At 42.5% G+C, this 26201-nt stretch carries 13 protein-coding genes and 1 pseudogene; all 14 read right to left on the bottom strand.

Annotated elements, in window-relative coordinates:
- Positions 1-35: 35 nt before the first annotated feature.
- The 14 genes and pseudogenes from QZ327_RS01310 to QZ327_RS01375 all read right to left on the bottom strand — a co-directional run bounded on the left by QZ327_RS01310 (position 36) and on the right by QZ327_RS01375 (position 26177).
- Entirely contained in the window at positions 36-2033 is a 1998-nt protein-coding gene (locus tag QZ327_RS01310; protein WP_294616463.1) for a RagB/SusD family nutrient uptake outer membrane protein, read from the bottom strand.
- 12 nt (positions 2034-2045) lie between these two features.
- On the bottom strand, positions 2046-5252 hold the full coding sequence (locus QZ327_RS01315; RefSeq protein WP_294616465.1) for a TonB-dependent receptor: 3207 nt from the start codon (positions 5250-5252) through the stop codon (positions 2046-2048).
- Positions 5253-5660: 408 nt separating this feature from the next.
- Positions 5661-7013 (bottom strand): sulfatase-like hydrolase/transferase, encoded by a 1353-nt coding sequence (locus QZ327_RS01320; RefSeq protein WP_294616494.1) that lies wholly within the window; start codon positions 7011-7013, stop codon positions 5661-5663.
- Positions 7014-7183: 170 nt separating this feature from the next.
- A complete protein-coding gene (locus QZ327_RS01325; protein WP_294616467.1) occupies positions 7184-8767 on the bottom strand; it encodes a RagB/SusD family nutrient uptake outer membrane protein in 1584 nt (527 codons plus the stop codon).
- Positions 8768-9102: 335 nt separating this feature from the next.
- Positions 9103-9984 (bottom strand): S49 family peptidase, encoded by an 882-nt coding sequence (locus QZ327_RS01330; RefSeq protein WP_121768578.1) that lies wholly within the window; start codon positions 9982-9984, stop codon positions 9103-9105.
- Between the two features lie 202 nt (positions 9985-10186).
- Positions 10187-13951, bottom strand: coding sequence for an N-6 DNA methylase (locus QZ327_RS01335; RefSeq protein ID WP_121768580.1), 3765 nt, complete (start codon positions 13949-13951; stop codon positions 10187-10189).
- A 75-nt stretch (positions 13952-14026) separates the two neighbouring features.
- Positions 14027-15331 carry a MobV family relaxase gene (mobV, locus tag QZ327_RS01340; protein ID WP_121768581.1) on the bottom strand — a complete coding sequence of 435 codons (1305 nt, stop codon included), beginning with the start codon at positions 15329-15331 and terminating at the stop codon, positions 14027-14029.
- A gap of 214 nt (positions 15332-15545) precedes the next feature.
- Positions 15546-16522: pseudogene (locus QZ327_RS01345) on the bottom strand (toprim domain-containing protein).
- A 274-nt stretch (positions 16523-16796) separates the two neighbouring features.
- On the bottom strand, positions 16797-18038 hold the full coding sequence (locus QZ327_RS01350) for a primase-helicase family protein (protein ID WP_121768583.1): 1242 nt from the start codon (positions 18036-18038) through the stop codon (positions 16797-16799).
- A gap of 213 nt (positions 18039-18251) precedes the next feature.
- Positions 18252-18641, bottom strand: coding sequence for a hypothetical protein (locus tag QZ327_RS01355; RefSeq protein ID WP_121768584.1), 390 nt, complete (start codon positions 18639-18641; stop codon positions 18252-18254).
- 23 nt (positions 18642-18664) lie between these two features.
- Positions 18665-19897: a site-specific integrase gene (locus QZ327_RS01360; RefSeq protein ID WP_121768585.1), complete on the bottom strand. Its 1233-nt coding sequence runs from the start codon at positions 19895-19897 to the stop codon at positions 18665-18667.
- A gap of 297 nt (positions 19898-20194) precedes the next feature.
- Entirely contained in the window at positions 20195-23386 is a 3192-nt protein-coding gene (locus QZ327_RS01365; RefSeq protein WP_294616471.1) for a TonB-dependent receptor, read from the bottom strand.
- A gap of 401 nt (positions 23387-23787) precedes the next feature.
- Positions 23788-24708, bottom strand: a complete 921-nt coding sequence (locus QZ327_RS01370) for an AraC family transcriptional regulator (RefSeq protein WP_294616473.1) — start codon at positions 24706-24708, stop codon at positions 23788-23790.
- Positions 24709-24854: 146 nt separating this feature from the next.
- On the bottom strand, positions 24855-26177 hold the full coding sequence (locus tag QZ327_RS01375; RefSeq protein ID WP_294616475.1) for a glycoside hydrolase family 88 protein: 1323 nt from the start codon (positions 26175-26177) through the stop codon (positions 24855-24857).
- Positions 26178-26201: the final 24 nt, after the last annotated feature.

The following is a 26201-nucleotide window of genomic DNA, read 5'->3' on the forward strand; positions in this document are numbered from 1 at the left end:
GCCTTTTCCTGTTTAACTAATTTAATATCCAATCATTAATAACAAGGATGTTGTTGCCCGATCAATCCCGGATTCACATCAATAATGTTTGTCGTATTGAACGGAAGAATCTCAACCATATTCTTCTTCAAGCCATAATATACACCGGTCTTACCCGTAATCCACGCATTATCGGAAGCGAGTCCTTCCACATCTTCCACACTCAAATTCCCTTTCTGCTTGATGGTATTGATACTAAACATATTCAATATAGTATATTTCACCTCTTCCACCTTAGCAGCATCAGCAGGAACATCTTCTCTCTTAAAATAAACATTGCCATCCGCTTCGTAGAAGACTACTTCCAAAGCACCCTTAGAACCGTTATTCAGAACATGTAAAGTATTCAGATTTTCTTCAGTCAATCCCATTTCTACCAAATCCTGCTCGGTCATGGCAATATACGGCAGTGCAATAGTGGGATCTGTAAAGCCCGGTACAGAGGTTAACTTATAGGCACGATATACATCTACATCGGCATACTCGCCTTCGCGTTTTGCCAAACGAACCAATTTTTCCTTTTCTGCTGTCAAATAATCTACCAAGATGCCCCAACGAGCCAAATCACTTTTACGTAAGCCTTCATTAGAAAGTTCCAATTTGCGTTCTTCGATAATAAAATCCTTGAACTCCTGATAATCGGTAGGAATCGTACCTATCAAAGAAGCATCACCACGGAAAGCACGTGTACGTACTTCCTTCACTGCATTCACAGCATCGGGTGTAGCACCATTATTCAACTCATTCAATGCCTCAGCATACATCAACAACACATCCGAATAGCGCAGTAGCGGCCAATTGATGTCACGCTTACTGTCCGAAGATCCTCTGGTACTTTTCCAATTGATACGGTACTTACCCACACCCATTCCTGCAAAAGTATTCATCTGATAAGCATTTCCTTTGTCAGAAAGTTTAAGACCATAGTTACAAACCGAAACATCACGGCGTTGATCACCCTCCTCAAATTCAAAATAGAAAGTAGGCATTGCCATTATCTGGCTGCCGCCTTTACCCAATCCTTCCTTGTCCGTACCGGTGGTAGGAATACCATTGGTGTAACCGGTACGCACATCTTGTGCATTCACGCTGAACATACCATATTCCAACATGGTCTCCTTGTTATAGCGCTGGTTTGCCAAGTCACGGAAGATTTGGTCATAATCATCCATCAAACCGTTCTCGTTCTTGTTGATAACTGCCTTACAGGCATCTACGGCAATTTGATACAATTCTTTTATGCGAGCGGCGTCACTGCGTTGGGCAATCTTCACTGTACTAGCGTTGTAAGGTATCGTATTCAGGTCCCAACGCAGGGAGTATCCGGCAGCATACAATGCCACGCGTGCCAAAATGCCATAAGCCGAATTCTTCGTAAAGCGTTCAGGTGTCTCCACATACCCTTCACTCTGCCAAGGCAGTAACTCTACGGCACGCTTTAAGTCATCAATGCAATGGTCATAGATTACATCGCGGCTTACACGCGAAGAAGAAAAAGTGGTCAGTTGCGAAGTCGGGATGTCGGTATAAGGCACATCACCGTAGAAACGTACCAAATTCCAATAAGCATATGCCCGAATCGCCAACGCTTCACCCAACAAAGCATCTATTTTTTTCTGGTCGCTTTCCTTTTCCGCTTGCATGTTCGGCAAATTACTGATACAAACATTGGAATACTCAATAGCTTGATACATCCAAGTATAGGTTTTACTCAGCATACCGGTTAAGTTGGTATAGTCATAATTGGACACATTGTATTTCGAGTTACTTTCAGTAGAAGCCGATTCGTCCGTTCCCATCAGTAACTGATAACCTAATTCCTGGGAATGCAAGAACGTATAAGCTCCAGCAGTTGTCATTTCTGCCCGTCCAATTGTATTAAAGATGGAAGAACTGTCCGCTTTTGACTCGGAAGGCATGTCCAACCAATCTTCACAAGAAGTCGAAAACAGTGTTAATGCAGACAATGCCACTATATTGAATATCTTTTTCATGTTTTTGTTAATTTAGAATGTTAAGTTTAAACCTACTACCCAGCTCTTTGCACGAGGATAAGAAGAGTTGTCAACACCCGGAGTCAACGCACTGCCTGTAGCAGATACTTCAGGGTCATAACCTTCGTAACCAGTGAAAGTATGGATATTGTTCAACGTACAATAAATACGGGCATTGCTGATATGCGCTTGTTTCAACAAATGCTTCGGCAGTGTATAACCCAGCGTAATCGTATTCAATCGAAGATAGGAACCATCTTCCACAAAACGACTGCTACGGTCGGTAATGGCAGTTTTATTATTGCCTGAAATGTTCCACATAATATCCTTGCTATATTGTCCAGGATTCAAAGCCGCCAGACGTGCCAAATCGGTTGTTTCCTTTCCGGTCTGAGGATCGATTAATGTAAAACGGTTAGCCATCCCGGCTATGGTATTCTGGTTGGCAAGATATGGACCTACAAAGCGCTGTGTACTCATATTGAACACGTCATTACCCACCACAAAGTTCATAAATACAGTCAAGTCAAAACCTTTGTATGTAAACGTATTGTTCCATCCACCCGTAAACTTGGGAGCTGCATTGCCTATCACAGTACGGTCGTTCACGCTCCATACCGGATTTCCATCCGTATCTGTCTCGCCAACCGTTGGTTTGTATTTGGCATCTCCGGGTTTTACAGCATCACGATTAAAACCTTTCAAAGAAGGCACACCCGGCTTCAAAGTATACTCGCCATCGTCAGTCTGCACAAAATCGTCTGTAGTATAGATACCATCGTAAAGAAGACCGAAGAATTGTCCAAGCGGCTTACCTTTCTGAACTTTAAAGCCAATCTGCTCATACTCCTGAATAAAGTTATCAGTCTCGCTGTCTCCATAGATATCCATCACCTTAGAGCGGTTGAAAGCTATATTAAAGTCCATAGACCAAGTAAAATCTTTCGTGCGAATATTAGTTGAATTAAGCACAATCTCAACACCCCTGTTACGTATGGAACCTACATTCTGAATTTGCGTCGAATAACCGGTAGATGTCGGAATTTTATTCTTAATCAACAAGTTGGCAGACTCATTATTATACCAATCCACCGAAAGGTTTACGCGGCTGTTCAATACCGAGACATCCAATCCTACATTGACGGTCTTGGTTTTTTCCCATTTCAAATCCTTGTTTCCAAGGGTAGTACCCGGCACATACGTAATATAATCCTTACCGTTGTATCCATAATGTCCCGAACCATAGGAAGTGGCATACATATTGTTGTCGATCTTATTGTTACCGGCTACACCATAACCTGCACGCAATTTCAAGTTTTGAACAACCTCTTTTGCACCTTCCATAAAGGGTTCTTCCGAAATACGCCATGCTGCAGAAGCGGAAGGGAAATAATCCCACTGGTTTCCTTTGGCAAACTTGGAAGAGCCATCAGCACGCAAAGTCGCATTCAGCAAATAGCGATCTTTCAAGTTATATGAAAGACGGCCGAAGAAAGAAACCAATCCCACTTTACTTTTACCCGACTTCCATGTAGTAGGAGTACCCATAGATACATCGTTTAGTCCGAAATTTCCATCAGAGAATTGGCGATATTCATTATCCAAGTTCATTGATTCCCAATAAGCCGTTTCTTGCCCCAACAAAACATTGAAATGGTGATCCGATTTAACATCAAAGGCATAGTTCAACGTATTGGTTATCTGCCACTGGAATGCCTCGTCATTGTTGCGGTATCCATAACCATAGGGACTCAGATTAGACGAAGCCGTCTTCGTACTACCATCATCCCAATAATCATGGCGTATCTGCTTCCACTGGTAGTTTCCGGCAGTACGGAAAGTCAGGTTCTTGATAATATCTATCTCAAGACCCGCATTCACAGTCGCCATACGGGTATATTTTGTATTCGTAATGGCATTGTTATTGAGAATGGGGTTATTGGAGTCGTAATTATTACTACCCGGAATCTCATCAAAGTAGCTACCCAAATCCGTGCCAAGCAACTGCTCGTTGGTCCACAACTGACCGCCGGTCACCGGCTGCAAAATAGTCTGCTTCAATGTACCACCCAATGAACCGCCACCATCAACTTTCGTCATCTGCAAACTGGTAGAGAAATCAAAACGTATACCCTTCCACAACTCATGATTGATTTTGGCACGGATACTGTTCTTTTCATAGCCATGCTTAGCCATAATACCATCCTCACCAGTATAGTTGTAACTCAACATATACCTGGTCTTGTCACTACCGCCATTAATGTTTACGTTGTGATTTTGCATGACACCTGTGTTTCCAAACACCTCATCCTGCCAATCCACTCCCGCACGATTACCGTATTCACTGGCAATACGTTCATAGACACTGCTATAGAAATCAGCAGAATTAATATCACCACCAAAGATTCCGGTCCAATTGTTTTCGTTACCACGCAACAACTGAAATTCGTATTGGTACTTCACATAGTCTTCCACACCCAGTAAATCCAATTTCTTTCCAAGCTTGGAAAAGCTGACAAAGCCATTATAATTGACTTCCGTCTTACCGGATTTACCCGACTTTGTCGTAATCAGGATAACGCCGTTAGCACCTGCCGAACCATAAATAGCAGTGGCAGAAGCATCTTTCATCACGTCAATGGTTTCAATATCATTGATATCTACATTCTGAAGACCGTTGTCCATCTGAAAGCCGTCTACAATGTAAAGCGGTTCGCACCCCTGTGTAATAGAAGTACCACCACGAACCGTAATCTGGATGTCAGCACCCGGAGCACCGCTCTGCTGAATTATATTAACGCCGGCAGCCTTACCTGAAAGTGCCTGTGCAGCAGTGGTCACAGGAACCTTTGCCAATTCCGCACCACCCACTGAAGCCGTAGCAGCTGTCAAGTCCTTACGTTTCACCTTTGCATACCCAATAGCAACCACCTCTTCCAACATCACTGAAGATTCCTTCAACGTAATGTCAAAATGAGTCTTATTACCAATAACTACCGTTTGGTTATCATAGCCGATAAACGAAACAACCAGTTCCTTGGCGGAAGTCGGCAACGAGAGAGTAAATTTACCATCCATATCGGTAATGGTACCGACAGAGTTGTTCCCTTTCACCGTTACAGAAGCACCGATTACTACATCTATCGCATCGCGAACCGTACCTGTAATCGTCTTGTTCTGAGCAAAAAGTCCGAAAGGACAGCTTATCAACAGAAGCATCAATAAGCAGAGTTTTTTGTGTAAGATTCTCATAGACTATTAATATATATATTTGATTAATAAATAAATTCAAGATTAATCAGACAGAATCCATTATCAGACATCGCCTTTACGGATGCAAAAATAGAGAAGCCACCAACTACTTAGCATGTCTGTTTTGATGATTGATATTAATTTTTTGACACTATTCCAACTAAATTAGTCATAAAAAACGTAAGTTCGATATAATATCTCCAAGATAGAAGTGTCACTAAGATTTCAATCCCCCGTTTGTTGAGATTATACAGATAATTAATGGAAAGTTATAAAAGAGTAAATGGCGGCTGACTTATAAAAGTCAGTCGCCATTTACTTGCTCGCCAATTATAATATCCCCTATCAACTACAAGGAGACAATATGGCTCATTATCACTCGCCCGGCAACGGCCAATTAGGTGTAGGAACCCGCATTGTTTTCATTTCTTTTTCAAACTGCGCCACCATTTCAGGATATCGGTTTGCCAGATTGACAGATTCAGTCATGTCCTCTTTAATGTTATACAGTTCTAACGGGGCATCTTTCTTTATGGTCACCACCTTCCAGTCTCCACGTCTTGCCGCACGCTGTTTTCCGGGAAACTCCCAATATAGCAAACGATTGTCCGTGTCAATCTGTTGCCCATAGAATAAGGGAAGAATATTAATGCCGTTAAGTTTCTGCGGCAATTTATCTGTCGCCCCTGCCAAGGCAGCCAAAGTGGGCATCACATCCGGAAAATAGATAATATTGTCCAACTTCTGTACCGGAACCTTCCCCCGCTGGTTTACGATAAAAGGCACACGGATCCCTCCTTCATAAAGCTGGCCTTTCATTCCTTTCAGGGAACCTTTACATCCTAATTCTTCCAAAGGAGCTTGCTTGGCGACACCATTGTCCGATGCAAAGATAATCAATGTATTCTCACGCAGTCCCAGCCTGTCAAGTTCTGCCAACAAACGCCCGATAGCCCGGTCCATATGAGTAATGAGCGAAGCATAACACTTGGTATTCATGTCCCAAGCCTCGTCGTCATACCAAGTGGTCTCGTCTATATTATAAGGCTCGTGTGGTGCATCATAAGCCAAGTACAAAAAAAACGGATTATTTTTATTACGATTGATGAACTTTATCGCATCTTCCGTCGACAGGTCTGTATTGTGCTTAATATGCTTATCTCCTTCGTTCTCTTTTACGTTCTCCAATTTTGTGTTGTTGAAACGCCAATAAGGATAATAGTACGGATCATTGGAATATGCAGTACTGATAAGCCAACCGTAAAACTCATCAAACCCTCGGTTCAAAGGAGTAGCTTCCGGATTAAATCCATCCAAATGCCATTTATTTACCAAACAAGTCTTGTAACCGGCAGCACCAAGCACTGTAGCAATGGTGGTGTCATTCGGCTGAAGATGCATACGGCGGATGGGCTTTGTCCCTTTCAGTCCTTCAATGCCACCGGCAATGCAGAAATTGTCACGTATAGTCGTATTTCCCGTATTCTTACCTGTCATCAAAGAACAGCGGGAAGGTGAACTGATGCCAGAACCGGCATAACATTGGGTAAAAGTAGTCCCCGTAGCCGCCAGGCGGTCTATATTAGGTGTTTCTATATGCTTGTTTCCGTAACATGCCAGGTCGCAATACCCCATGTCATCGGCTAAGATGAAAATGATATTGGGTTTATTATCCTGCACTGTAACGGTTTGCTGCGCCTGTACAGCCAACTGAGGTGCGGCAATCATCCCCAAAGTACACATTCTATTTAATGCTGTTTTCATGTTTTTCCAAATGAATCAATACAAAGATGAAAAGAGGTCGTCCCCCGCACAAGACTTAAGTCGCAGGAGTCTGCCATAACCTCTTTTCTCTTTTACAATAACCTTAAACTTTATTTATCTCAAACCACGAATACTTACTCTCGATATCCTTCATTTTGCTCATACAGACCGGGAGTAACATTCAATTGGTTTCTCGGTATAGGATAGTAATGACGTCCGTCTTGTAAGTTGGATTTTAGCTCGGAATAGTTATAACGGTCAAACTGCGCTTCAGCGTCCGACTTCCACGAACCATAACGAACTTGGTCAAACCAACGGATACCTTCACCCATCAACTCAAGCTTACGCTCAAGTTTGATGTAATTCATGGCATCATTCACATCAACAGCAGCCTCGTCCCTCGGGTCACAATTGACTCTTGTACGTATCTTATTGACTATCTTCATAGCATCTGCAATGTTTCCTTCACCCGCCAAAAGTTCGGCATACATAAGTTGCATATCTTCAATGCGTATAATCGGAAGATTTACCCCCCAGTCATCATAATTCTTCATGCTTGTTTCATCATAAACCGTATTCATCATCTGAAGTTTGGGCTTGGAAGGCAGGAATTTATAAAGCATGGCTTCCGTATACACCATATCCGAAGAACCGTCTTCAAATGTCATCATCTCCTGCTTGCTCTGATAAGCATTGACACTCCCCTCTGCCGGAATGGATGCCAAAACCCCGAAATCATATCCACGTCCGTCTTTCTTGCCACTGACAGAATAAGTCCTATCGAACTCATGCATCAATGTCTTGTCTATAAATATTTTATTGGCAGAGCATACCCATTTAGTCCATGTTTGCGGCAAGTCCTTAACCGCAATTGTATTAAACACCGCCGGATTTCCGGAACCGCCACTACGGTATTGTATGGCAAATATGGAATACTTGTTATAATAATCTTCAGACGGCATCCATTGCATTCTCCATTTTTCCAGGTCCGGTGCCCAATAGCCAGCTGCATGCGAGTCATTAAGCACACTCTCAAGCTGTGTTTTGGCAAGACTCTTTGCAGCAACATCATTATACGGATACCCCGCCAAAGTCATGTATACACGCGCCAACATAGCCTTTGCAGCCATCTTGTCCGCACGTCCTTGCTTTTCAATACCTTTTTTGCCCTTTGCATCCTGCATATCTTCCTTATACGGAAGATTCTCCGCATTCTTTAAATCAGGAATGACAATATTGTTAATTACATCTATTGCAGATGACTGCTTGACCGACTTTATTTCTGCAGGCGACATCGGTTTATCCACAACCGGAATATTACCGAACAGACGTGCCAGCTCAAAATAGGCCCAACCCCTTAAAAAATAAGCTTCATTCAAGAACTGGGCTCTGATTTCTTCCGAGTCGAAAGAACCGCCCGGAATTTTCGAAATGGCAATATTGGCATCATAGATGATTTTATACCAAGTATTCCAAGTAGTATTGAACATGGTGGTATTCTCCAAAGCACGAAATGTCCCGATCTCGGAGTACTCGCGATAGGCATCCGGATTAGGCTCCACCCACATGATATCGGAACGGCATTCGGACATAAACCAATAAGAACAGTTGGCTATCTGACGTAAATCGGCATAAACACCTATAATGCCTTGTTCCGATTGTTCCTGAGTCTGATAGAATCCGTCCGAAGTAAGCCTGTCCACAGGAGGAGTATCCAAAAAGCCATCACAGGAAAGGACGGTGAGTGCCAATGCACTCGTCCAAAGTATATTTTAGATTTTCAATGGTTTGATACAACCGCTTGAGAAATAAACATTTAACTGCGTATTCGATAGATAGTGGTAACGAGTTGGCAACCGTGCGAATTTCAGTGATTTACGGTGCTATGCTGTCAAATAACTCTTCCATGTACAAAAGTATGATAATTCTCTGAAAGGACAATGTATTTGACTGATTTATCACGACAGTGTATGTTGATTGTCATTCTCACAAAAGCAATAATGAAATGGGAACAAACACTTCTGCCATGTATCAGAGTGTTTGTTCCCAATTTTTACTTTGCATTATAATTCTGCATGTATCTTCCTCCAATATTATTTTCCACAACTTTGGAAATGGGAAATTTATCAAATAGAATCATATAACAATGATGCAAACTAAGAATAGCATCTTGTAAATCAGAGTTTGTCTCTAAGTCCACAATATTCAACCCTGCATTTTTGCAATCCTGTTTAGATAAATGTCTGCTGTGTGAATAGCTCTTATTATGATTCAAAAATACATTCTTGATTTTATCAAAATCTATCTGAGGATTAACTTCTTTCAGCCATTGCTCTGCCAATTGAGCAGACCATGCAACTGCATTTTCACACGCTGTTAAAAATGTAGGATGATACTTAGAAATAATAGTTTGCCATAATCCTAATGAAGCTTGATTAGCAGATACCTCATTAACAGCTCGGTTGAATTCATCTATAACAGCTTGACACGCTATTCCACCCATTTGAGGGTCTATGGGACCTAAAGAAGATTGTTCCCCCATTATAATCTCTCTGCAAGACATGGCAATCATAGTACCTGCCGACATAGAAATTTGAGGGATAAAAGCTCTCACATCGCCATTAAAAAGACTTTTTAGATATGTAACGATACTTTCTGTTGCAGCAATATCCCCCCCTGGTGTATGAAGAATTAAATCAAGTCCTCTTGCTTTATCTAACTTATATACTGTTGTCATAAAAGCATTTTTGTCTTGTTCATCAATTGACACATGAGGAGCATCAGGCGTTTTCAGCCAACCAGAATAGTATGCTATCACATTTCGTCCTGTAATAGAATGTATTTGGGTTAAATACTGTTCACGTTTTTTATCCAACTCTATCCCTACATTAGAATACAAGTTTACATCTGTTATTATTTCACTCCAACTTGGCATATTCTCTTTATTTATTAATTATAGTACTTGAGGACAATATAGTTTCATATTTAGAGGTATCATAAATAGAAAACTGCTTGTATACATCTCCGGTCTTTTCCCATTTTGAAAAGTCATAATTTACAGAGGATTGCGTATGCATCATTTTGTTATACATATCCTCTAAAGAAACTCTTTTGTTATTCTTATCATTATTCATTTCTTATAAATATTTATCAAGTATAACTTGTTTCTTACTCGCTGCATTCTCTATCAAATTGCGGGCTTTTATAATTTCTGATTCTAATGCCTCAATCTGAGTTACTATGCGCTTCTGCTCATCAATTGATGGCATCGGGATTTTAAAATTATCAATGTCATCCTTGTTGATGCTTGGATATGCAGCTTTAGGCATGGCAACCTCCATCTGTTTCATTAAGTCGTCAGAAAACATAAATAAGAAATATAATAGCTTCGTTATATATGATTCCTCTTTTTGAGACTTAATAAGGGCAAAACCTGTTGAAAATATCGTCTTGTCAGGAACACTTTCTATATAGGCAAAACCTTTAAGATATGGCCGGACAGTAGAAACAATTGTTGTCTTATCCAAAGCAACTCTTCTTGCTCGTGACGGTGCATCTTTACCCAATATTTGTTTATCATAAGATATGATACCGTTACCTTTGCCTATAGAGTCAATATCAATATAAGTAAAGTATCCGTTTCCAAAACTATTTACAGGATTAAGGGAATTAGTATTTATGTCAAAGTAATCTTTAATACATACCGTAGAATCCAAGTTGTTTATTATGGTTCTTATTTCGGAAGTCTTAGCATCAATCAACAGTTTCGCATCAATGACAACTTTATCAATCTTATCAATCTCCTCTACAATCAGTTTTTGAACATCAATAGGAGGAACGGGAATACGTATGCTCTTAATATTTGAGATATTAACACTTGCTTGATTTGCTGCTTTTATTGCATACTTTTGAACTTCAGCCATAAAAACAGGCAATTTAAAAATAGCATAGGCATATTTCGGGATAATGAGATTGTTAGCTCTAAATCTAAGCAGATTTATCCCATGCACAACTTTCTCGTCCGACTCAAAAATGCCTGTTTTACCTAAATACTTAACACTATTAATATGACTAAAGAGAATATCCCCATTTTGTAAAAAGTCTTGCTCTTCAACTTTATCCGTAGTCCACTTTGTCGCATTAATATCAAATTCGGCGTTTGCTATGGATTCTATACGAGAAACACGATATCCACCAATAGAATCAGACTGTTTTACATTTTTACCATTCTTTATAGTGATAAATAGATCTGCAATTTTTAATTGTGGATATAGACTATCAACTATTACTTTTTTTTTTACGGTTAAAGAAATACCTTTGTCATAGGTGTCTCTGTCAAAAGTAAGCATATCAATTAATGCAGAGCGAGAGACATGAGGCTTCATATTCTCTGCAATGATAGAGTGGTAATTTCCTCCAAAAGCTTGCTGAATGTAAGTACTTGCCTTCTCTGGATTATTCTTACTATTTATATCAAAGAGTTGGGTACATTCGTCAATATTTTTGCCTCTTTGCATAGCATGAATTCCCTCATTACCTCGACGATTCGAGAACTCATAGCCTAAGAATCGTTTTTCTACATCTTTCTCTCCACTTCTGACAATAACAACTTTTTGAGGATATGCCAGAACAAAGTACAATAGTTTTTCTGCTTCTATGCTTAGTATAGTTTCCAACAACTTAGCATCATTTTTTGCAGAAATCTTCTTTCTATACTCTGAATATATTTCGTGTGCCTTAACCTTGTCATTTGGAGATTTCTGTAGCAATGTAACATAATCAACATAATCGAGTCCCTCCCAAACATGAGCCACATATTTTGAAGCAGGGGTTTCTATACCATTTATGGTAACATCATTTAGGGTACGGAAATAAGCATCAACAGCTACCTTTGTATTAGTTGCAAAATAATTATCTCTACGGCGTAGGAATAGGACAATAGTATTTATTGGGGTTGCCATAAACGTATTGCTACCCAACTCTGCAATAGCTACAATATCGAAGTATTGCAAAATAATCTCACGCGCCTTAGTGTAAACACCCGAATTGCTTAGCATGGAACTGGGCAGAACTATTCCTGCTATACCACCGTCTTTAAGTAACTGCTTCGTACGCTCAACAAATAAACACTCTATTTCAGAACTATTATCTGTTAGTGAATTATACAACTCAAAATCTTGTTCTGTATAGTAGTCACGAGTAGTTTGACGGAATGAAGATACGGAATACGGAGGGTTACTCAATACTATATCGAATTGTTGGTTATCCTTTTGTCCATCATTTACCAATTTGCGCAACTTACCCTTGTACTCTTTGTTATTACAGAAATTGGCGAGTCCATCACTGAGGATAACATTGGCTAAACCATCACCATGTAAATAACAACCAACTTTACCAACTTTTACAAGTCGGTAATCCTTTTCGATGCCATATACATAATCAGTAGCCCAATCGAAATGGCAATTCTGCCAATTGACAAGGTGCTTTCTAGTCTCCTCAATATACTTAGAGGTATCGCAATCGTTTATGATGTCTTGTATTTCGTGCATAAACTCTGTGATAAAGTGACCGCTACCAGCTGCATAGTCAATCATATATGGCAAAATTTCACCATCCTTACGAGATAGTTTTTCTGCCATAATAGAATCCAGAGGAAGACTCTTTATGATGAATTGTGCGATAGGCACAGGTGTGAAATACTGTCCAGCCTCTTGTTTGAGGCCTGTAGTAAGTAGTAGTTCGAAGAAGTCAGACAAATACTGCTGTCTCTTGTTGTATCGAATTCTATATCCCTGAATCAATTCTACAACCTCTTTTACAACCTTTGCATTTTCTTCAAATGAAGCATTGTCATACACCTCCTTGATTGCAAACTCATTATTCTTTTCAAGACGAAGTTTGTTTACCTCTCTTAAAAGGTACTGTTTAGTATCTTCATTTAGGTTAGCACAACGCTTATCAAAGTCCTCATTATTGAAATCGCTAACAGTTCTGTCCAAAAATTTTTTCATTCCTTTGCTATAAAGGTCTGTCAAGCGAAGTTGGAAATCAACATGATTGTCTCGTCCTTCAAGCCATTGGAACTTTAATTCTTCACCCTCACCTGTAGTTGTTTCATCATAAACCTTACACAAGAAGAGCGTAAATATCTTATTGAAAGCATTTCCCTTGTCAGATACCACATTGTGGCGCAGTATTTCCAGGAAACGGTTGAAGATAAAGCTCGAATCTTCGGCTTTTATCTCTTTCAATTGTTCCTTTGTTAATGCTTTGCTTTGAAAATTATATGGTTGTACCCATAAATCAAAGATACCATTATCTTTGGTTAGTTTGTTCCATTTCTCATAAATGTCTTTCACATCACCATTACGATAATCGTCTTCAATCTTGACAATCTCATTCACATATACAAATTTATTACCTTTCAATTCTGATGCGTATAACATTAGTACATCAGCCTTGCCACCAGATAATTGGAAATACGTGAATAATTGTCCACCATCCTTATGAATTCTTGCTAATTCCTTATTGTATTCTTTGCCAAATGTCTTACATTCGATAAGCATATATGGCGTACCATCTTCTCGATTAACACAAATATCCAATCGTCCTGATGTACCATGTCCAGATGGCCAAGTCTTTTCAAGAACTATATTTTGAGGTTTATATCCTTTGATAAGTAATCTATCAACACATTCAAGCACTACAAAATTTTCGGGCTGTGAAAAATTTTGAGTAGTCTTACTTTCAGCGATAATTTTATCACCATATTCAATATGCCCAGTATTAAAATCAATGGATATGACATAATTATTATGCTTTGCATATACCTTATGGTATATGCCATTTGTTCCATCTTTAGGAACAAACTCCAATTGTGCTATGTATTTCTTTATGTCCATAATAATCCATTTTATAATGCAAAGGTACAAAAAATCCGTGATATGCCATTAAACAATCACGGATTTTATTTTGATTTACAGTTGCATACCTCGGCTTTGTCTTGACTTCGGTATTCCGATTGCTTCCCTAAGCTCACTCATCTTCTTTCTGAACCAGCTTACGTGTGATACTCCGTCAATCTTGAAATCGAACTTTCCGTTATCATCCTCTTTGATGGAGCAGACGGCATGTTGGGTTTCAAAATCTCGGTTGAACTCGGAAGAATGGAGCTTGCCTTTTATGGGAACATCCTTGAATGTGCATAGTCTTCGGATAATATCATCATTGAAGCCCAAACGCTCACGCAGGAAATTTATTGTCGGTATCAGTTTCTCCACATACGGGAAGTAGCGTTTCACAAAGTCCGTGAATTCTGACAGCTTGCGGTGTCGCTGCTCGTAAGCGTCCGTTATCTCCTGTATGTGCTTCGCCTGTTGCCGTTCCCTTTGTCGGGCTTCTTCTTCAAGTTCAGATACACGCTCCTGTAAATCCCTGTTCTCCCTCTCCAATGTCTTGACCTTGTTACTACCGAAAAGAGAACCGACGCTCGCGGCTATGTTGGTCGCTGCGGTCGTGGCTGCACCTTTCAGTTTCTCGGTCTGTACCTCTTTCTTGGCTCGTTTTAGTTCTTCCTGCACCGTCTCTTTACGGTCTTGGAGTTGCCCTATATCAGTCTGCAACTGTTTCGTCTGCTGTACCAAATCACGGTAATACTGCCGTGTGGTGATATGCCTTGCTTCCGAACCGTCAATGCCACGCTGTAATCCATAACCGCTCATAGATTGGGCATAGGTGTCCTGATAGGATTTGAGTTTGGTACGTGTCATAATATCATCGGTACACAGTCGGGCTATGTCAGTCGGCTTCTTGCGATACCGTTTCTTTACCTGTTCCTCTTTCTTCCTGCGCTTACGCTCTCCTTTGACTATCGGAACAAGAGTGGCGTGTATGTGCGGTGTCTGCTCATCCATATGCAAGACTGCTGACACGATATTCTCCTTGCCGAATGTGTCGGCAAGGTATTTCAGATTGTCGTTGCACCACTCATCAAGTCTGCCCTCGTTGGTGATGCGTTCCATATCCTCGTGGGTTCCCGTAAGCAAGATGCGGATAGCCCTCACTTGATTGTTCCCGATTTTGCGTGTCAGCCCTGCGGTGTCCAATCGGTGCTGTATGGCTTGTGTCCTGTTCTCCACTCCGTCAGGAAACTTTATCAGTTCCCGATTGAGGTGCGTCCTGCTCTCATCGGCATTTTTCGGTTTGATGGTGCGTTCTATGTGCGCTGACATGGCGGAATCCGTTCCGCTTGTCTTTTCCATGTGTAATACTGCATAACCCATATAATAAATCTTTCTTTTTACCTTGTGAAACAATGGTTGGTTATTCTCCTGCACGGCTCTTGCCGTTGGTCTCGGGAGAGTCCGGAGAGGTGCAACCTCTTTGGCTTATTGGGGAATTTTCAGCGTTGCTTGCAATGCGGCCCGGAAAATTCCCTAATAAGCTATGGTATTTTCCGTTGGCAAATATCCGCACGGCTGCAAGCGTTCCCACTCCCTACATCTTCAGCCCTCGCTTTTTCGGTGGCTGCACCATTCGTTTTACGGATTGGACTTGTCTCTCCTGCTTCATCGGCTCTGCCGATTGGGACAAGGGCTTATCGCACAGATAGTCGTTCAAATCCTTGTACTCACGGTAGTATATGGATTGTCGGAAAGGCGTTCCCCGAACTTTGCTTGCAGATACTTACAGGCTGTCCGCCCTGCCGTGTCATTGTCAAGGAAACAACCGATTTCGGAATAGGCAGCCAATATGCCCTCCGCCTTTGATAGATTGGAAACGGAGTTCAAGATGATGTAGTCATGTGTGGTCAGTCGGGGGTATTGCGGATTGTTCCTCACACGGATGGTAAGGAACGAGAGGTAATCCATGAAGCCCTCGAAAAGATAATACATACTTCGTGGGTTCCCACTCTGTCGGATATGGGTAATGTTCTTTGGAGTGACACAACCTTTGAAATATCGGTTGCGTACCTCATAGCCACCTGTCATGTTCGGGAAGCCGATGGCGAAGTATGGTCTGCCCTTGTTCTCAAAACGGAGTTCCCTACATTCCCTCTTGGCGAGTTCGGCGTTTATCCCACGCTCCTGCAAATAGGACAGCAGCGCAGGAGAGGACAGTTCCGTAATTTGCAGGTGTCGATACATCAGTTTTGAAACGGATTGCCGACCAAAAGAGAATGGTGTATGATTGGCGGTGTGTAGGTGCAGTGTATGCTTGGCAATGCACTCCAACAGATACGGCACATTGTAGGAACGGTAAAGTTCCGAAGCCAGTGCGATGATATTGCCGCACTTGCTGATGCCGAAGTCGTACCATTGGTTGAGTTCGGTGTTCACCTTGAACGAGGCTTCGGCTTCCTCTCTCAGCGGTGACTTGTACCAAAGGCTGTTGCCCTGTTGCTTTACGGGCTTATAGCCCAGACTTTGCAGATAGTCTGCTATTCTGATTTGTTTTGCTTCCTGTATTGTCATAATGTATATTCCTACGGATTTGATGATGGTTAATAAAGCGATGATTTGATGAATGGGTGGTTTAATGCATTGATTTATACTTATATATCCTCTCATCATTTATTCATCAAACTACTTACGAAAAGAGAAATTCATCGTTTACGGTGTCGGGCATGGTCTGTCCGTCCTGTTTTCTCTTTTCATCAGTAAGATACTTTTGCTGAATGTTTGATGAGAATGTAAATGTCTATATTTCAATATATTTATAGACTTATTCATCATTTCATCAAAATAATTATAGTGTTTCTAAAAACGCTTTTGTCACGGTGTATAACCGTCCTGTCTTCCGCTTGGGCGAATAGTGGCAGTCACGGGTATAGTCCACTTGGTAGGTGGTATAGGTAAGCGTATTGGGGGCAGGATTAAGTTGCCAGCACTCTTTCAATACCTTGCGAACTTGGTGTTTCTCCACTTTTGCCTGTGAATACCGCAACAAAAGAAAAATATCATTGCTGTCAAAAGAGAAAGTGTCCGTGCCTACACTCTCCATAATGTCAAGTATAAGCTCGTGCATCTCTATCTCCAATCTGTTGCGGTTGCTGCGGATAATACGCTGCAAGGCTTCGGTATGCAGCAGCGAGGGGGCGAACCACATACGGCTCTTCTTTTCGGTGGAGAGGCTTCTATGTTGTAGATGGTAAAGAAACGCAGGTATCTCGGCTTTCAGTTTTTGCAAGAAGTCGGTATCATCCGACTGCAAGCGGTCTATCCTGCGCACCCAATAACGAGTTTCACCTGCATCAATGATTACAGGCAGATACTCGTTGTTTGAACACAACACGAACTTGGCGAAGAATGCTATCTCGTTACGGTCTTTGCCTTTGGCTTCCACCTTGTAGGATAGTGCCGTGCTTAGGTTCTTTAACCGCTCGCTATCCTCCCTGCGGCTAAGCAATACCTCGTCCACTACGATAAGGAGCTTCCCAGCCCAGTCGGAATTGAACTGGCTGCGGAAATCCTCATTGGTGTTAAACGTCACATTGTTCTGAAACAAGGCTTTCAGAAAATTGAGGAATGTACTCTTGCCTGTGTTCCGTTCTTCCGATACCAGCAGCAGGATGGGCAGCTTCTGTATGGGTTGCATGTAGAGCAGTTGCAGATAATCCATCCCCAACTCGTATTGCTCCCCGAAGATGTGTTCCACCAAAGAGCGGATAGAGGGGAAATCGCCCTCTTTCGGTTGGTGGTCTATCGGCTCGTAGAGATTGAGAAACTTGCCGATTACAGGCTGATAGCTGACGTGTTCGGGTACGGTGCAGAAGCCGTCATACTTGGGTACGCTGCCGATATAGTCCTTGCCATAGTCTTGGCGCAGGGTCTCGTTGTTCCATGCGATGCGTTTCCTTACATACCCTCCGTTCAGTCTCGGTTGTTCCACAATCTTGTAGAGGGTCGTGCCGACACGGATAAACTCTTCCTTAGCCATGCCGCTATCCGTAGGCGGTCGATGGTTGTCTTTCACTTTGTTTGCTTCCATATTCCAATGATTTTAGTTTGAAAAAATGTCAGCTGCAAAAGTATAATCAACTGTCGGATAACTTGATACGCAAATCATAGCAGAACGCAGCAAAAAATACCTTGCTACAGAAAAGTGTGCGGTTCGGGGCTGTAAAAACAGAAAATCCCGAAGAAACAGAGCTGAAAACAGGAGCTTCTTCGGGTGTGTGAGTATGTGTGAATGGTAATACGCCTATGCGAAGTATTTCGGGCTTGACGTATCGGAAATGTTCAGCGAAAAGAAGATGCTCTGTTTTTCTTTTCGCAAGTACAGTCTTGCAAGGACGGTTCTGCGAACCTGCTCCGCTCCGAATGTATTGATACGGAAAGCAAGGGCGATGACGGCTGCAAGATTGTAAACCTCCATACAGCGTTTATCCGACAGTCGGATGGTACGTCTTATCTCGTATTCCCTCAAAACTCCGCTTTTGCAGAGTGCCTTTATCCCTGCTCGGATTGTAGGGGCGACAACCCCGAACAGTTCACAGAGTTCCCACTCGGTCATGGTAATGGAGCCTGTATCGGTCGGCAGGGTGATGTTGCCCTGTCCGTCCATCGTGATGATGTTTCGTTTCTCTTTCATCTGTATTCTATTTTATGGGGTTATCAAATTGCACTGCAAATGCTCTTCTCCATATCCCCCAGCTTGTCGGACAACTGTTTCAAGTCCTGACTTATCTTTTGGGCGGTTATCTTTGCATAGATTTGAGTGGTCTTTATGTTGGTATGCCCCAACAGACGACTGACTGTTTCAATGGGTACTCCGTTGGATAACAATATGGTAGTCGCTGCAGAATGTCTTGCAACGTGATAGGTCAAATGTGTCTTTATACCGCACAATTCTGCTATGGCTTTCAGCTTTTTGTTGCAGGTCGTGTTGCTTGGCATTGGAAACACCTTGTTGTCCTTTGTCATACCTTTATACTTATCAATAATCCTTCGGGGAACGTCCAACAGACGGATGTTCGATTCCGTGTTGGTCTTCTTTCTTCGGGTGATTATCCAAAGGTTGCCGTCAAAGAAAGTTTGCAGGTTGTCGGTGGTGAGGTTCTTGACATCGGAATACGCCAGACCTGTGAACACCGAAAACAGAAACAAGTCCCTCACAAGCTCGTGGGTCTTGTCGGGCATCTCGGTGTTCATAAGAGTGTGTATCTCCTCTTTTGTTACATATCCCCTGTCCACGCTTTCGGGAGAGTTGATATACCCTGCAAAGGGATTGAACGGCAGACGACCGTCATTCCTCGCTATGGAAATGATGTGCTTCAACACAATCATGTAGCCCCACACGGTATTGGTGCGGCAATTCTTCACGGTTCGCAGGAAATACTCGAAATCATTGATGAACGTGAGGTTCAACTCTTTGAGGGGAATATCCTCACGTTTGTAGGTATGGGGCAGGAACTCCCGGATATGCTTGCAGACGGTTATGTACCGTTGGAAAGTTCCTTTGGCACGGCTGTGTCCGACCTTCTTCGCAAACTCGGCATTGTGCTGTTCAAAGAGTTTCAGCAAGGTTTCCTGCTTGATACCGATGCCGAGATAGGCATCTTTCAGTTTGGCGGCTGTCACATACCCATCCGTCTGCATCAGTTCTTGGTATCGGCGGTTTACCTCCACCCGAATCTTGTCAACCGCACGGTTGATTCTCTGCGCTTCGGCACTCTTGCCCAAGGCACGGTTGTTCTTCACGTCCCACAAGTGTGGGGAAACGTCCATCTTGCAGCTGAACTGCTTAATCTCTCCGTCCACCGTAAGGCGGCACATCAAAGGCAGGTTGCCGTTGGGCTTTGCACTGCCTTTCTTCACGTAGAATAATACCTTGAATGTACTTCGCATAACTCACATTTTTTTTGGTTACAAAATTAGTTTACTGTGAGTTACCGACAGCTACGCAGAATTACGCAAATCGCAGAAAAATAACATCTTAGCGAAAAAACTTTTTCAATCATTCGGTAATGATGTGGTAACTGAACTCTTACGCTGTATGGCTATATTATGGCTTTCTTTGGCTTCTTACCAAGAGAAAAATATAGCGTAACGAGCACTTTTTTAGCCTATTCGCTACGCTATTCTCAAATTTACTCTTTGGTTATGTGTTTATTTTTAAATTTAAACATAATTCTTCGCATTAAATTAGAAATTAAGATTTATACCAAACGTAAACGTACGTGAATTAGGATAACCACCATAGTCCAAACCTAAAGCTGTTGCACCGCCAGGACCGGAACCTATATTCGCAGCTTCCGGAGAATAACCGCCATAGTAATTATCCCATTTTGCCAAGTTTTCGATAGACATGTATACACGTGCGTATGATATGAACTTCGAACTAACAGGCAGTTTATAGCCGAAAGTCAAATTTTTAATACGCAAATAGTTGGAGGAATATAACCAACGGGAATCTATGGCCGATGCAGTCGTAGAACTGAAAATAGACGGTATGTTTCCATTGCCCGGCTCATCTTCAGACCACCACGCATTCCGCCAATGTCCCAACACATTGGATCTGGCACCCATACTGGGGCGGTCAATGGCACGTCCCAAAAAGCTATAAATCTTTCCTCCTGTTTGTGCCGTCAGCAAAACGGACAGGTCAAAATTTTTATAAGAGAAACGGTTTGTCAAACCAAATACGAACTTTGGTGTCGGAGTGCCCAGATAATCCCTGTCGTTGTCTTTGTCGAACTTGCCATCGTTATTGACATCCCGATAACGAACATCGCCCGGATGTATATTCTTACCCTCGAAAGTCACAGGATTTCCACCATGAGCAGCACTGTACGCATCTATTTCCGCCTGGCTTTTCCATACCCCGATAGCTTCATACATATAGTAAGAGTTTACCGGTTTGCCAACAATCAGCACATTCGTTTCATTACCACTCCATCCGGAATAAACAGGCGTATCATCCGTACCTATTTTCTTTACTTTGTTTTTATTGTAAGACATATTGAATGAAGTATCCCAAGTGAATTCACCGGTCAAGTTATGCGTGTTCAATTCCACTTCAAAACCCTGATTGTGAATATCACCCAGATTATCCCAAATAGTACTAAAACCGGAAGCCCCTTCTACCGGAACCTGATACAGCAAGTCTGTCGTATTTTTAGTGTACCAATCCAAAGACAGCTGAATACGATTATTCAAGAAACCGAAATCAACAGCAATATCAGTACTGTGTGTTTTTTCCCAACTCAAATCAGCATTTGCCAAACTGTTGGTATAATAACCTGCAACACCGCCGTAAACAGCAGATGTCAATGTGGCATACGCTGCCGTATTACTGATAGAATTATTACCGGTTACGCCATAACTGGCTCTAAGTTTCAATGTATTCCACCACTTCCGATTCCAATTCTTGAAAAACTTTTCATTAGAGATTAACCATCCACCGGATACAGCCGGAAATATGCCCCATTTATTGTTAGCACCAAAAACAGACCCGCCATCAAAACGTAAACTACCGGACAACATATAACGTTCATCATAATTATACTGCAAACGTCCGAATGTAGAAAGCAATTTATTAGGAGTCTGTTCGGTCACCGTATTAGTCTTGGCTTTCAGCTTCGAACCATCAAACGTACCTGTTATGGCATCATTCGGGAAAGGTGCGCTGAAAGACTGTTCCGTCTTATACCCCAACGAAGATTGTTCGGACGAGAAACCAAGCATAGCGCTCACACCATGCTTGTCAAAAGTATGGTCATAATTGGCTACCGCCTGCAACAACGTACTCCATGTCCGGCTCGTGGTATGACCGCCACCGGAATTTTGCCCTTCACCGGCAGGCCATTTCGAACTGGCGCTTGAAAAGGTATAAGTATTTCCGTCCAAATCGAAATAATTGGCAGCAGCCGATAATTCCACACGGAAATCCTGAAACGGGGTGATACGTAAAAAAGCATTGCCTACCATACGCAAAGTGCGATCCTGACGAATCATACTCTCCAACGTATAAACAGGGCTTGAATTCGTATCTGCCCATCCGTAACGCGCATTCGGTTGCACATTTGTCATGTAGCCAACACCCTGTTCCGATACCGGTGTAGAAGCCAAAGCCTTATGTGTCTGTGAATCTTTGCCATTGGCTTTACCCGCCCCATCGGATACCGTATAAGTAGGAGCCAGATTAATGCCGACAGCAATATACTTATTAATTTTAGATTCCACATTAGCACGGAAAGAAAAACGTTTGTAGCCCGTGCCGGTAGCCAATCCTTCCTGATTCAGATAGCCTCCTGAAAACATATAATTTACATTGTCAGTAGCACCGGAAACACTCAGTCCATAGTCTTGCACCATAGCCGTACGATAAAACTCATCCTGCCAATCCAGAATGCTAAGCCCTTCGGTGGTTGCCGCATAAGTATGCGTATCCCTCATATCCTGGTTCATGTAGTTAAACCAACGGTCATCCAAAATATATTCATAGGCTTTATCAGTACCGGCAACCACACCAAGATTTGCAAGACGAGTAGCATTATCATCACGAATACTTGCATTGGTTATTCCTGCTTTTGCCGCATCAGCCAGGTATTTGGCATCGTTCCACTTTGTTCTGAACTCCATCCATTCCGTCGCACTCAGCATATCAAGTTTCTTCTCTAATGTCTGGAAGCCCACACTGGCGTTAAACGAAACTTTGGGTTTCCCTGTCTTTCCTTTCGAAGTGGAAACAATCACAACGCCGTTTGAACCGCGAGAACCGTAAATAGCAGCAGAAGCAGCATCCTTCAACACTTCTATAGAAGCAATATCCGCAGGGTTTATACCACTCAAAGTGGTCATCGGCACACCGTCTACAACGTACAACGGATCAGAATCCGCATTAACGGAAGCTGCACCACGCACACGAATTTGCATATCCGACCCCGGTTCACCGGTAATGGACCGCACCGATACACCTGCAAGTTGTCCTTGCAAAGCGGTTTCAGGACGTGCCAACGTACGGTCTTGGATGCCTTTCGCATCCATCTTTGCCACAGCTCCTGTCAAAGTGCTTTTCTTCACAGAACCATAACCGATAACAACGACTTCGTCAAGAACCTCCGTATCTTCTTCCAAAACCACCTTTATATTACTTTGTCCTTTCAAAGCAATATCCTGGGCTTTATAACCTACAAAACTAACTTGCAGGATGGCATTATCCTGAACATTTTTAAGTGTAAAATTACCATCAACATCCGTGATAGTACCATTAGAAGTTCCTTTAACCAGTACACTCGCACCAATAACCGTTTCACCAACTTTGTCCAATACAACCCCTGTAATGATTCTGCCCTGGGCAAAAACATACAGATGACAACTTATCAACAGAAGCATCAATAAGCAGAGTTTTTTGTGTAAAATTCTCATAGACTATTAATATATTTGATTAATAAATAAATTCAAGATTAACAGAATCGGATACCGACTATCAGCGAATGTTTTCGAATGCAAATATAAACTCGCACATTAACTTAGACATCTATGTTTTTGATAGTAAAACTCTCTCTTTTGATTTTTTCAAGTTGCCTTTCGAGTGGCGGCAACAAGGAAACGCTGCCGTTGTTTTACCTCACCTGTCCGGACGGAATTGGATAATGCGGTTGCTGCCATTTAACAGGCAAAGTCTTGCCACACTATTGGCAACAAACACGGCATGTATATACGGCAGAAACCGCCCAATCATGGCATATCACGATTGAGCGGCTTCTGCTATACGGTATACATATCCTTTGGCGCTACTCCGACTCTTCTATCTCAGTCTCCCGACCGAAAGAGCGGTATTCCAACGGAGTAAACCCAGTACGTTTCTTGAAGAGTGAAAAGAAATGTTCGGTAGATTTATAATCGAGCATAAAGGAGATTTCCTTGACGGAGTGTGAAGTGCCGACCAGCAATTGTTTGGCTTTGCGTAACTTCAGTTCCTGAAAGTATTTTGCCGGCGCATAGCCCGTATAGTCCTTGAACACTTTCCGGAACCAAGAGTAGCTGATATTCAGCTTCATTGCCAGTTCTTCAGGATCAATATCCTTAAACACATTCTCATTCATGATAATCTTCGCCTGCTCTATTTTCTGGTCGACATCGCCCAACTCGAAAATCTTATTCTTGGATATGGAGAGTATCATGCCCACCATGTGCAGCACGATACCTGCAAGGTATTGCTGGGAAGATATCTTATCTCCCTCCGTCACTTCCAAAGCCCGGGAAAAGAGTGATACCAGCTCCTCGTTCAAACCGACCTCGAGCACCTGATTGTCTTTCGACAGAAATCCTTCTTTCACCAGGTTATCCATGACAGGACCTTCAAAACCGATGTAATATTCATTCCATCCCGTCTGACGGTAAGGATGATAAGTGTGCCACTGCCCGGGGAACAGCACCATCAAGCGCCCTTTGCAGACCTGCTTTTCCGGAGTTGTCTCTGAAGAGAACAATCCGCGCCCTTTTGTTATATAAACCAATTGGTACTCACGCAAGACACGCCCTTTCTGGGCATTGAAATAGTAGCCGGAAGGATGGTCTTTCAAAGGATACGGAGAGTCCGGCTGAATGGACTGGAAGCCGACGGTATTCACCCACAGACCATACCTCTGGTCCATGTCGTTTACAATAAGATACTTAAATTCTACTCCTAAATCATTGTAGTTCTTAGTCATAACGCGTATCCTTCATGATGGGTTCGAGACAAAAATAGGAAATATTTATGAAATAAAGGTCAGTTATGAAAGATTTAATAGAAAAAATCCCGATTGGGAGTACGAACCGTATTCCAACCGGGATTATATATTTCCAAAAAGGATTATTATTTCCTGACTACTATCTTATCGTATTGTTGCTCAGCCTTAATCTCCGTATATTTCGGCGCATCTATCATTTCAACCAGTGCACGGAGGACAGGACCTTCGCCCATCGGGTCGTTCTCTTGGGTGGGACGGTTGTAGTAATACTCCGGCGACGGCATGATGCCTGTGCCGACACAGATTTTAGTGACATCGCCTTTGTCGGACATCAATGTCATCATCCCCTTCAGCCCTCGCTCGGCAGCATATATGAAATCGGGATGCAGCCAACCCTGCTTCACACCACGTGCTATGCCGAAAACAAACATGGCTGTACCTGTAATCTCTTCGTATGAATCTTCTTTGTCAAGAAGCTGGTGCCATAGCCCATGTTTACCCTGGTAACGTACCACACCGCTACACTGACGGCGGAAACATTCCAATACTTCAGGGCGCATGGGATGATTCTGCGGCATCACTGCAAGCAAATCGGCAGTTGCCATGAAGACCCAGCCATTGGCGCGGCTCCAATGGGCAACGCCATGTTCGTCCGTATCCGTGTGATAGCAATGGTAGAAAATCCGCTTTTCGGGGCACCACAGATATTTATGATATTTGATTACCTGATTGGCGGCATCATTGACGTAACTCATGTCGCCGGTCATCTTCGCCATGCGGGCAAGGAAAGAGATGGCCATAAAGGCATCATCTGCCCAGATTGTGTTTTCATGGGGCCAAATACGGGCAATGGTACCGTCTGCCAAACGGGGTTCTCCATAGTTCAGGTGCTCCGCCGTCTCATTGATATAATTCAAGAAAGAGGCATTCGGATGCTTCATCTGCAAATCAATCAGGCTGGCACCCATAGGACCGTTATCGTCCAAACGCTTTCCGCGGAATATCATGTGCCAGCTCAATTTGCGGACACCATACCAGCCTTCGTTTTTCATTGCCTGGTCATATTGCTTCCTGAAGAAGTCCAGGTTGCCCTCGTTAAATACGAAATTCATGTTCTTAAGGACATAATCATCGTACTTCCCGGCACCCGTTTTATCGGCGAGTTCCATTAAAGCGATGTGGGTCACCCCGTTGGTATAATGCCAGTTATTGTACTTACAGCCGACTTTGACATTCATATCCAAAGGCAAGTTCCTGACGGATTTATACGTTTTGCCGGTCTTGGTGTTCTTAAACTCGTAAGTGGTCGTTGCCAAAATGCGGTCCGCTATTTTCACGGCAAGGTCGGAAGCCGAAAGCTTAGCCTCGGCCGCCGTCTTCACGGGTGTTTGCGCGAGAGCCGACACGACTGTCAAAGACAGCAGGCACGAAATAATGGTTCTCTTCATGGAATTATCTTAAATTATATATGA

The sequence above is a fragment of the uncultured Bacteroides sp. genome (assembly GCF_910578895.1).
GTDB lineage: Bacteria > Bacteroidota > Bacteroidia > Bacteroidales > Bacteroidaceae > Bacteroides.

Excerpts from the sequence above, each read along its gene's own strand:
- QZ327_RS01355 (WP_121768584.1), bottom strand. The coding sequence starts at position 18,641 with ATGAAAGAGAAACGAAACATCATCACGATGGACGGACAGGGCAACATC.
- QZ327_RS01315 (WP_294616465.1), bottom strand. The coding sequence starts at position 5,252 with ATGCTTCTGTTGATAAGCTGTCCTTTCGGACTTTTTGCTCAGAACAAG.
- QZ327_RS01330 (WP_121768578.1), bottom strand. The coding sequence starts at position 9,984 with ATGCCAAGTTGGAGTGAAATAATAACAGATGTAAACTTGTATTCTAAT.
- QZ327_RS01360 (WP_121768585.1), bottom strand. The coding sequence starts at position 19,897 with ATGCGAAGTACATTCAAGGTATTATTCTACGTGAAGAAAGGCAGTGCA.
- QZ327_RS01335 (WP_121768580.1), bottom strand. The coding sequence starts at position 13,951 with ATGGACATAAAGAAATACATAGCACAATTGGAGTTTGTTCCTAAAGAT.
- QZ327_RS01310 (WP_294616463.1), bottom strand. The coding sequence starts at position 2,033 with ATGAAAAAGATATTCAATATAGTGGCATTGTCTGCATTAACACTGTTT.
- QZ327_RS01365 (WP_294616471.1), bottom strand. The coding sequence starts at position 23,386 with ATGCTTCTGTTGATAAGTTGTCATCTGTATGTTTTTGCCCAGGGCAGA.
- QZ327_RS01370 (WP_294616473.1), bottom strand. The coding sequence starts at position 24,708 with ATGACTAAGAACTACAATGATTTAGGAGTAGAATTTAAGTATCTTATT.
- QZ327_RS01320 (WP_294616494.1), bottom strand. The coding sequence starts at position 7,013 with ATGATTGCCGCACCTCAGTTGGCTGTACAGGCGCAGCAAACCGTTACA.
- QZ327_RS01375 (WP_294616475.1), bottom strand. The coding sequence starts at position 26,177 with ATGAAGAGAACCATTATTTCGTGCCTGCTGTCTTTGACAGTCGTGTCG.
- QZ327_RS01350 (WP_121768583.1), bottom strand. The coding sequence starts at position 18,038 with ATGGAAGCAAACAAAGTGAAAGACAACCATCGACCGCCTACGGATAGC.
- mobV (WP_121768581.1), bottom strand. The coding sequence starts at position 15,331 with ATGGGTTATGCAGTATTACACATGGAAAAGACAAGCGGAACGGATTCC.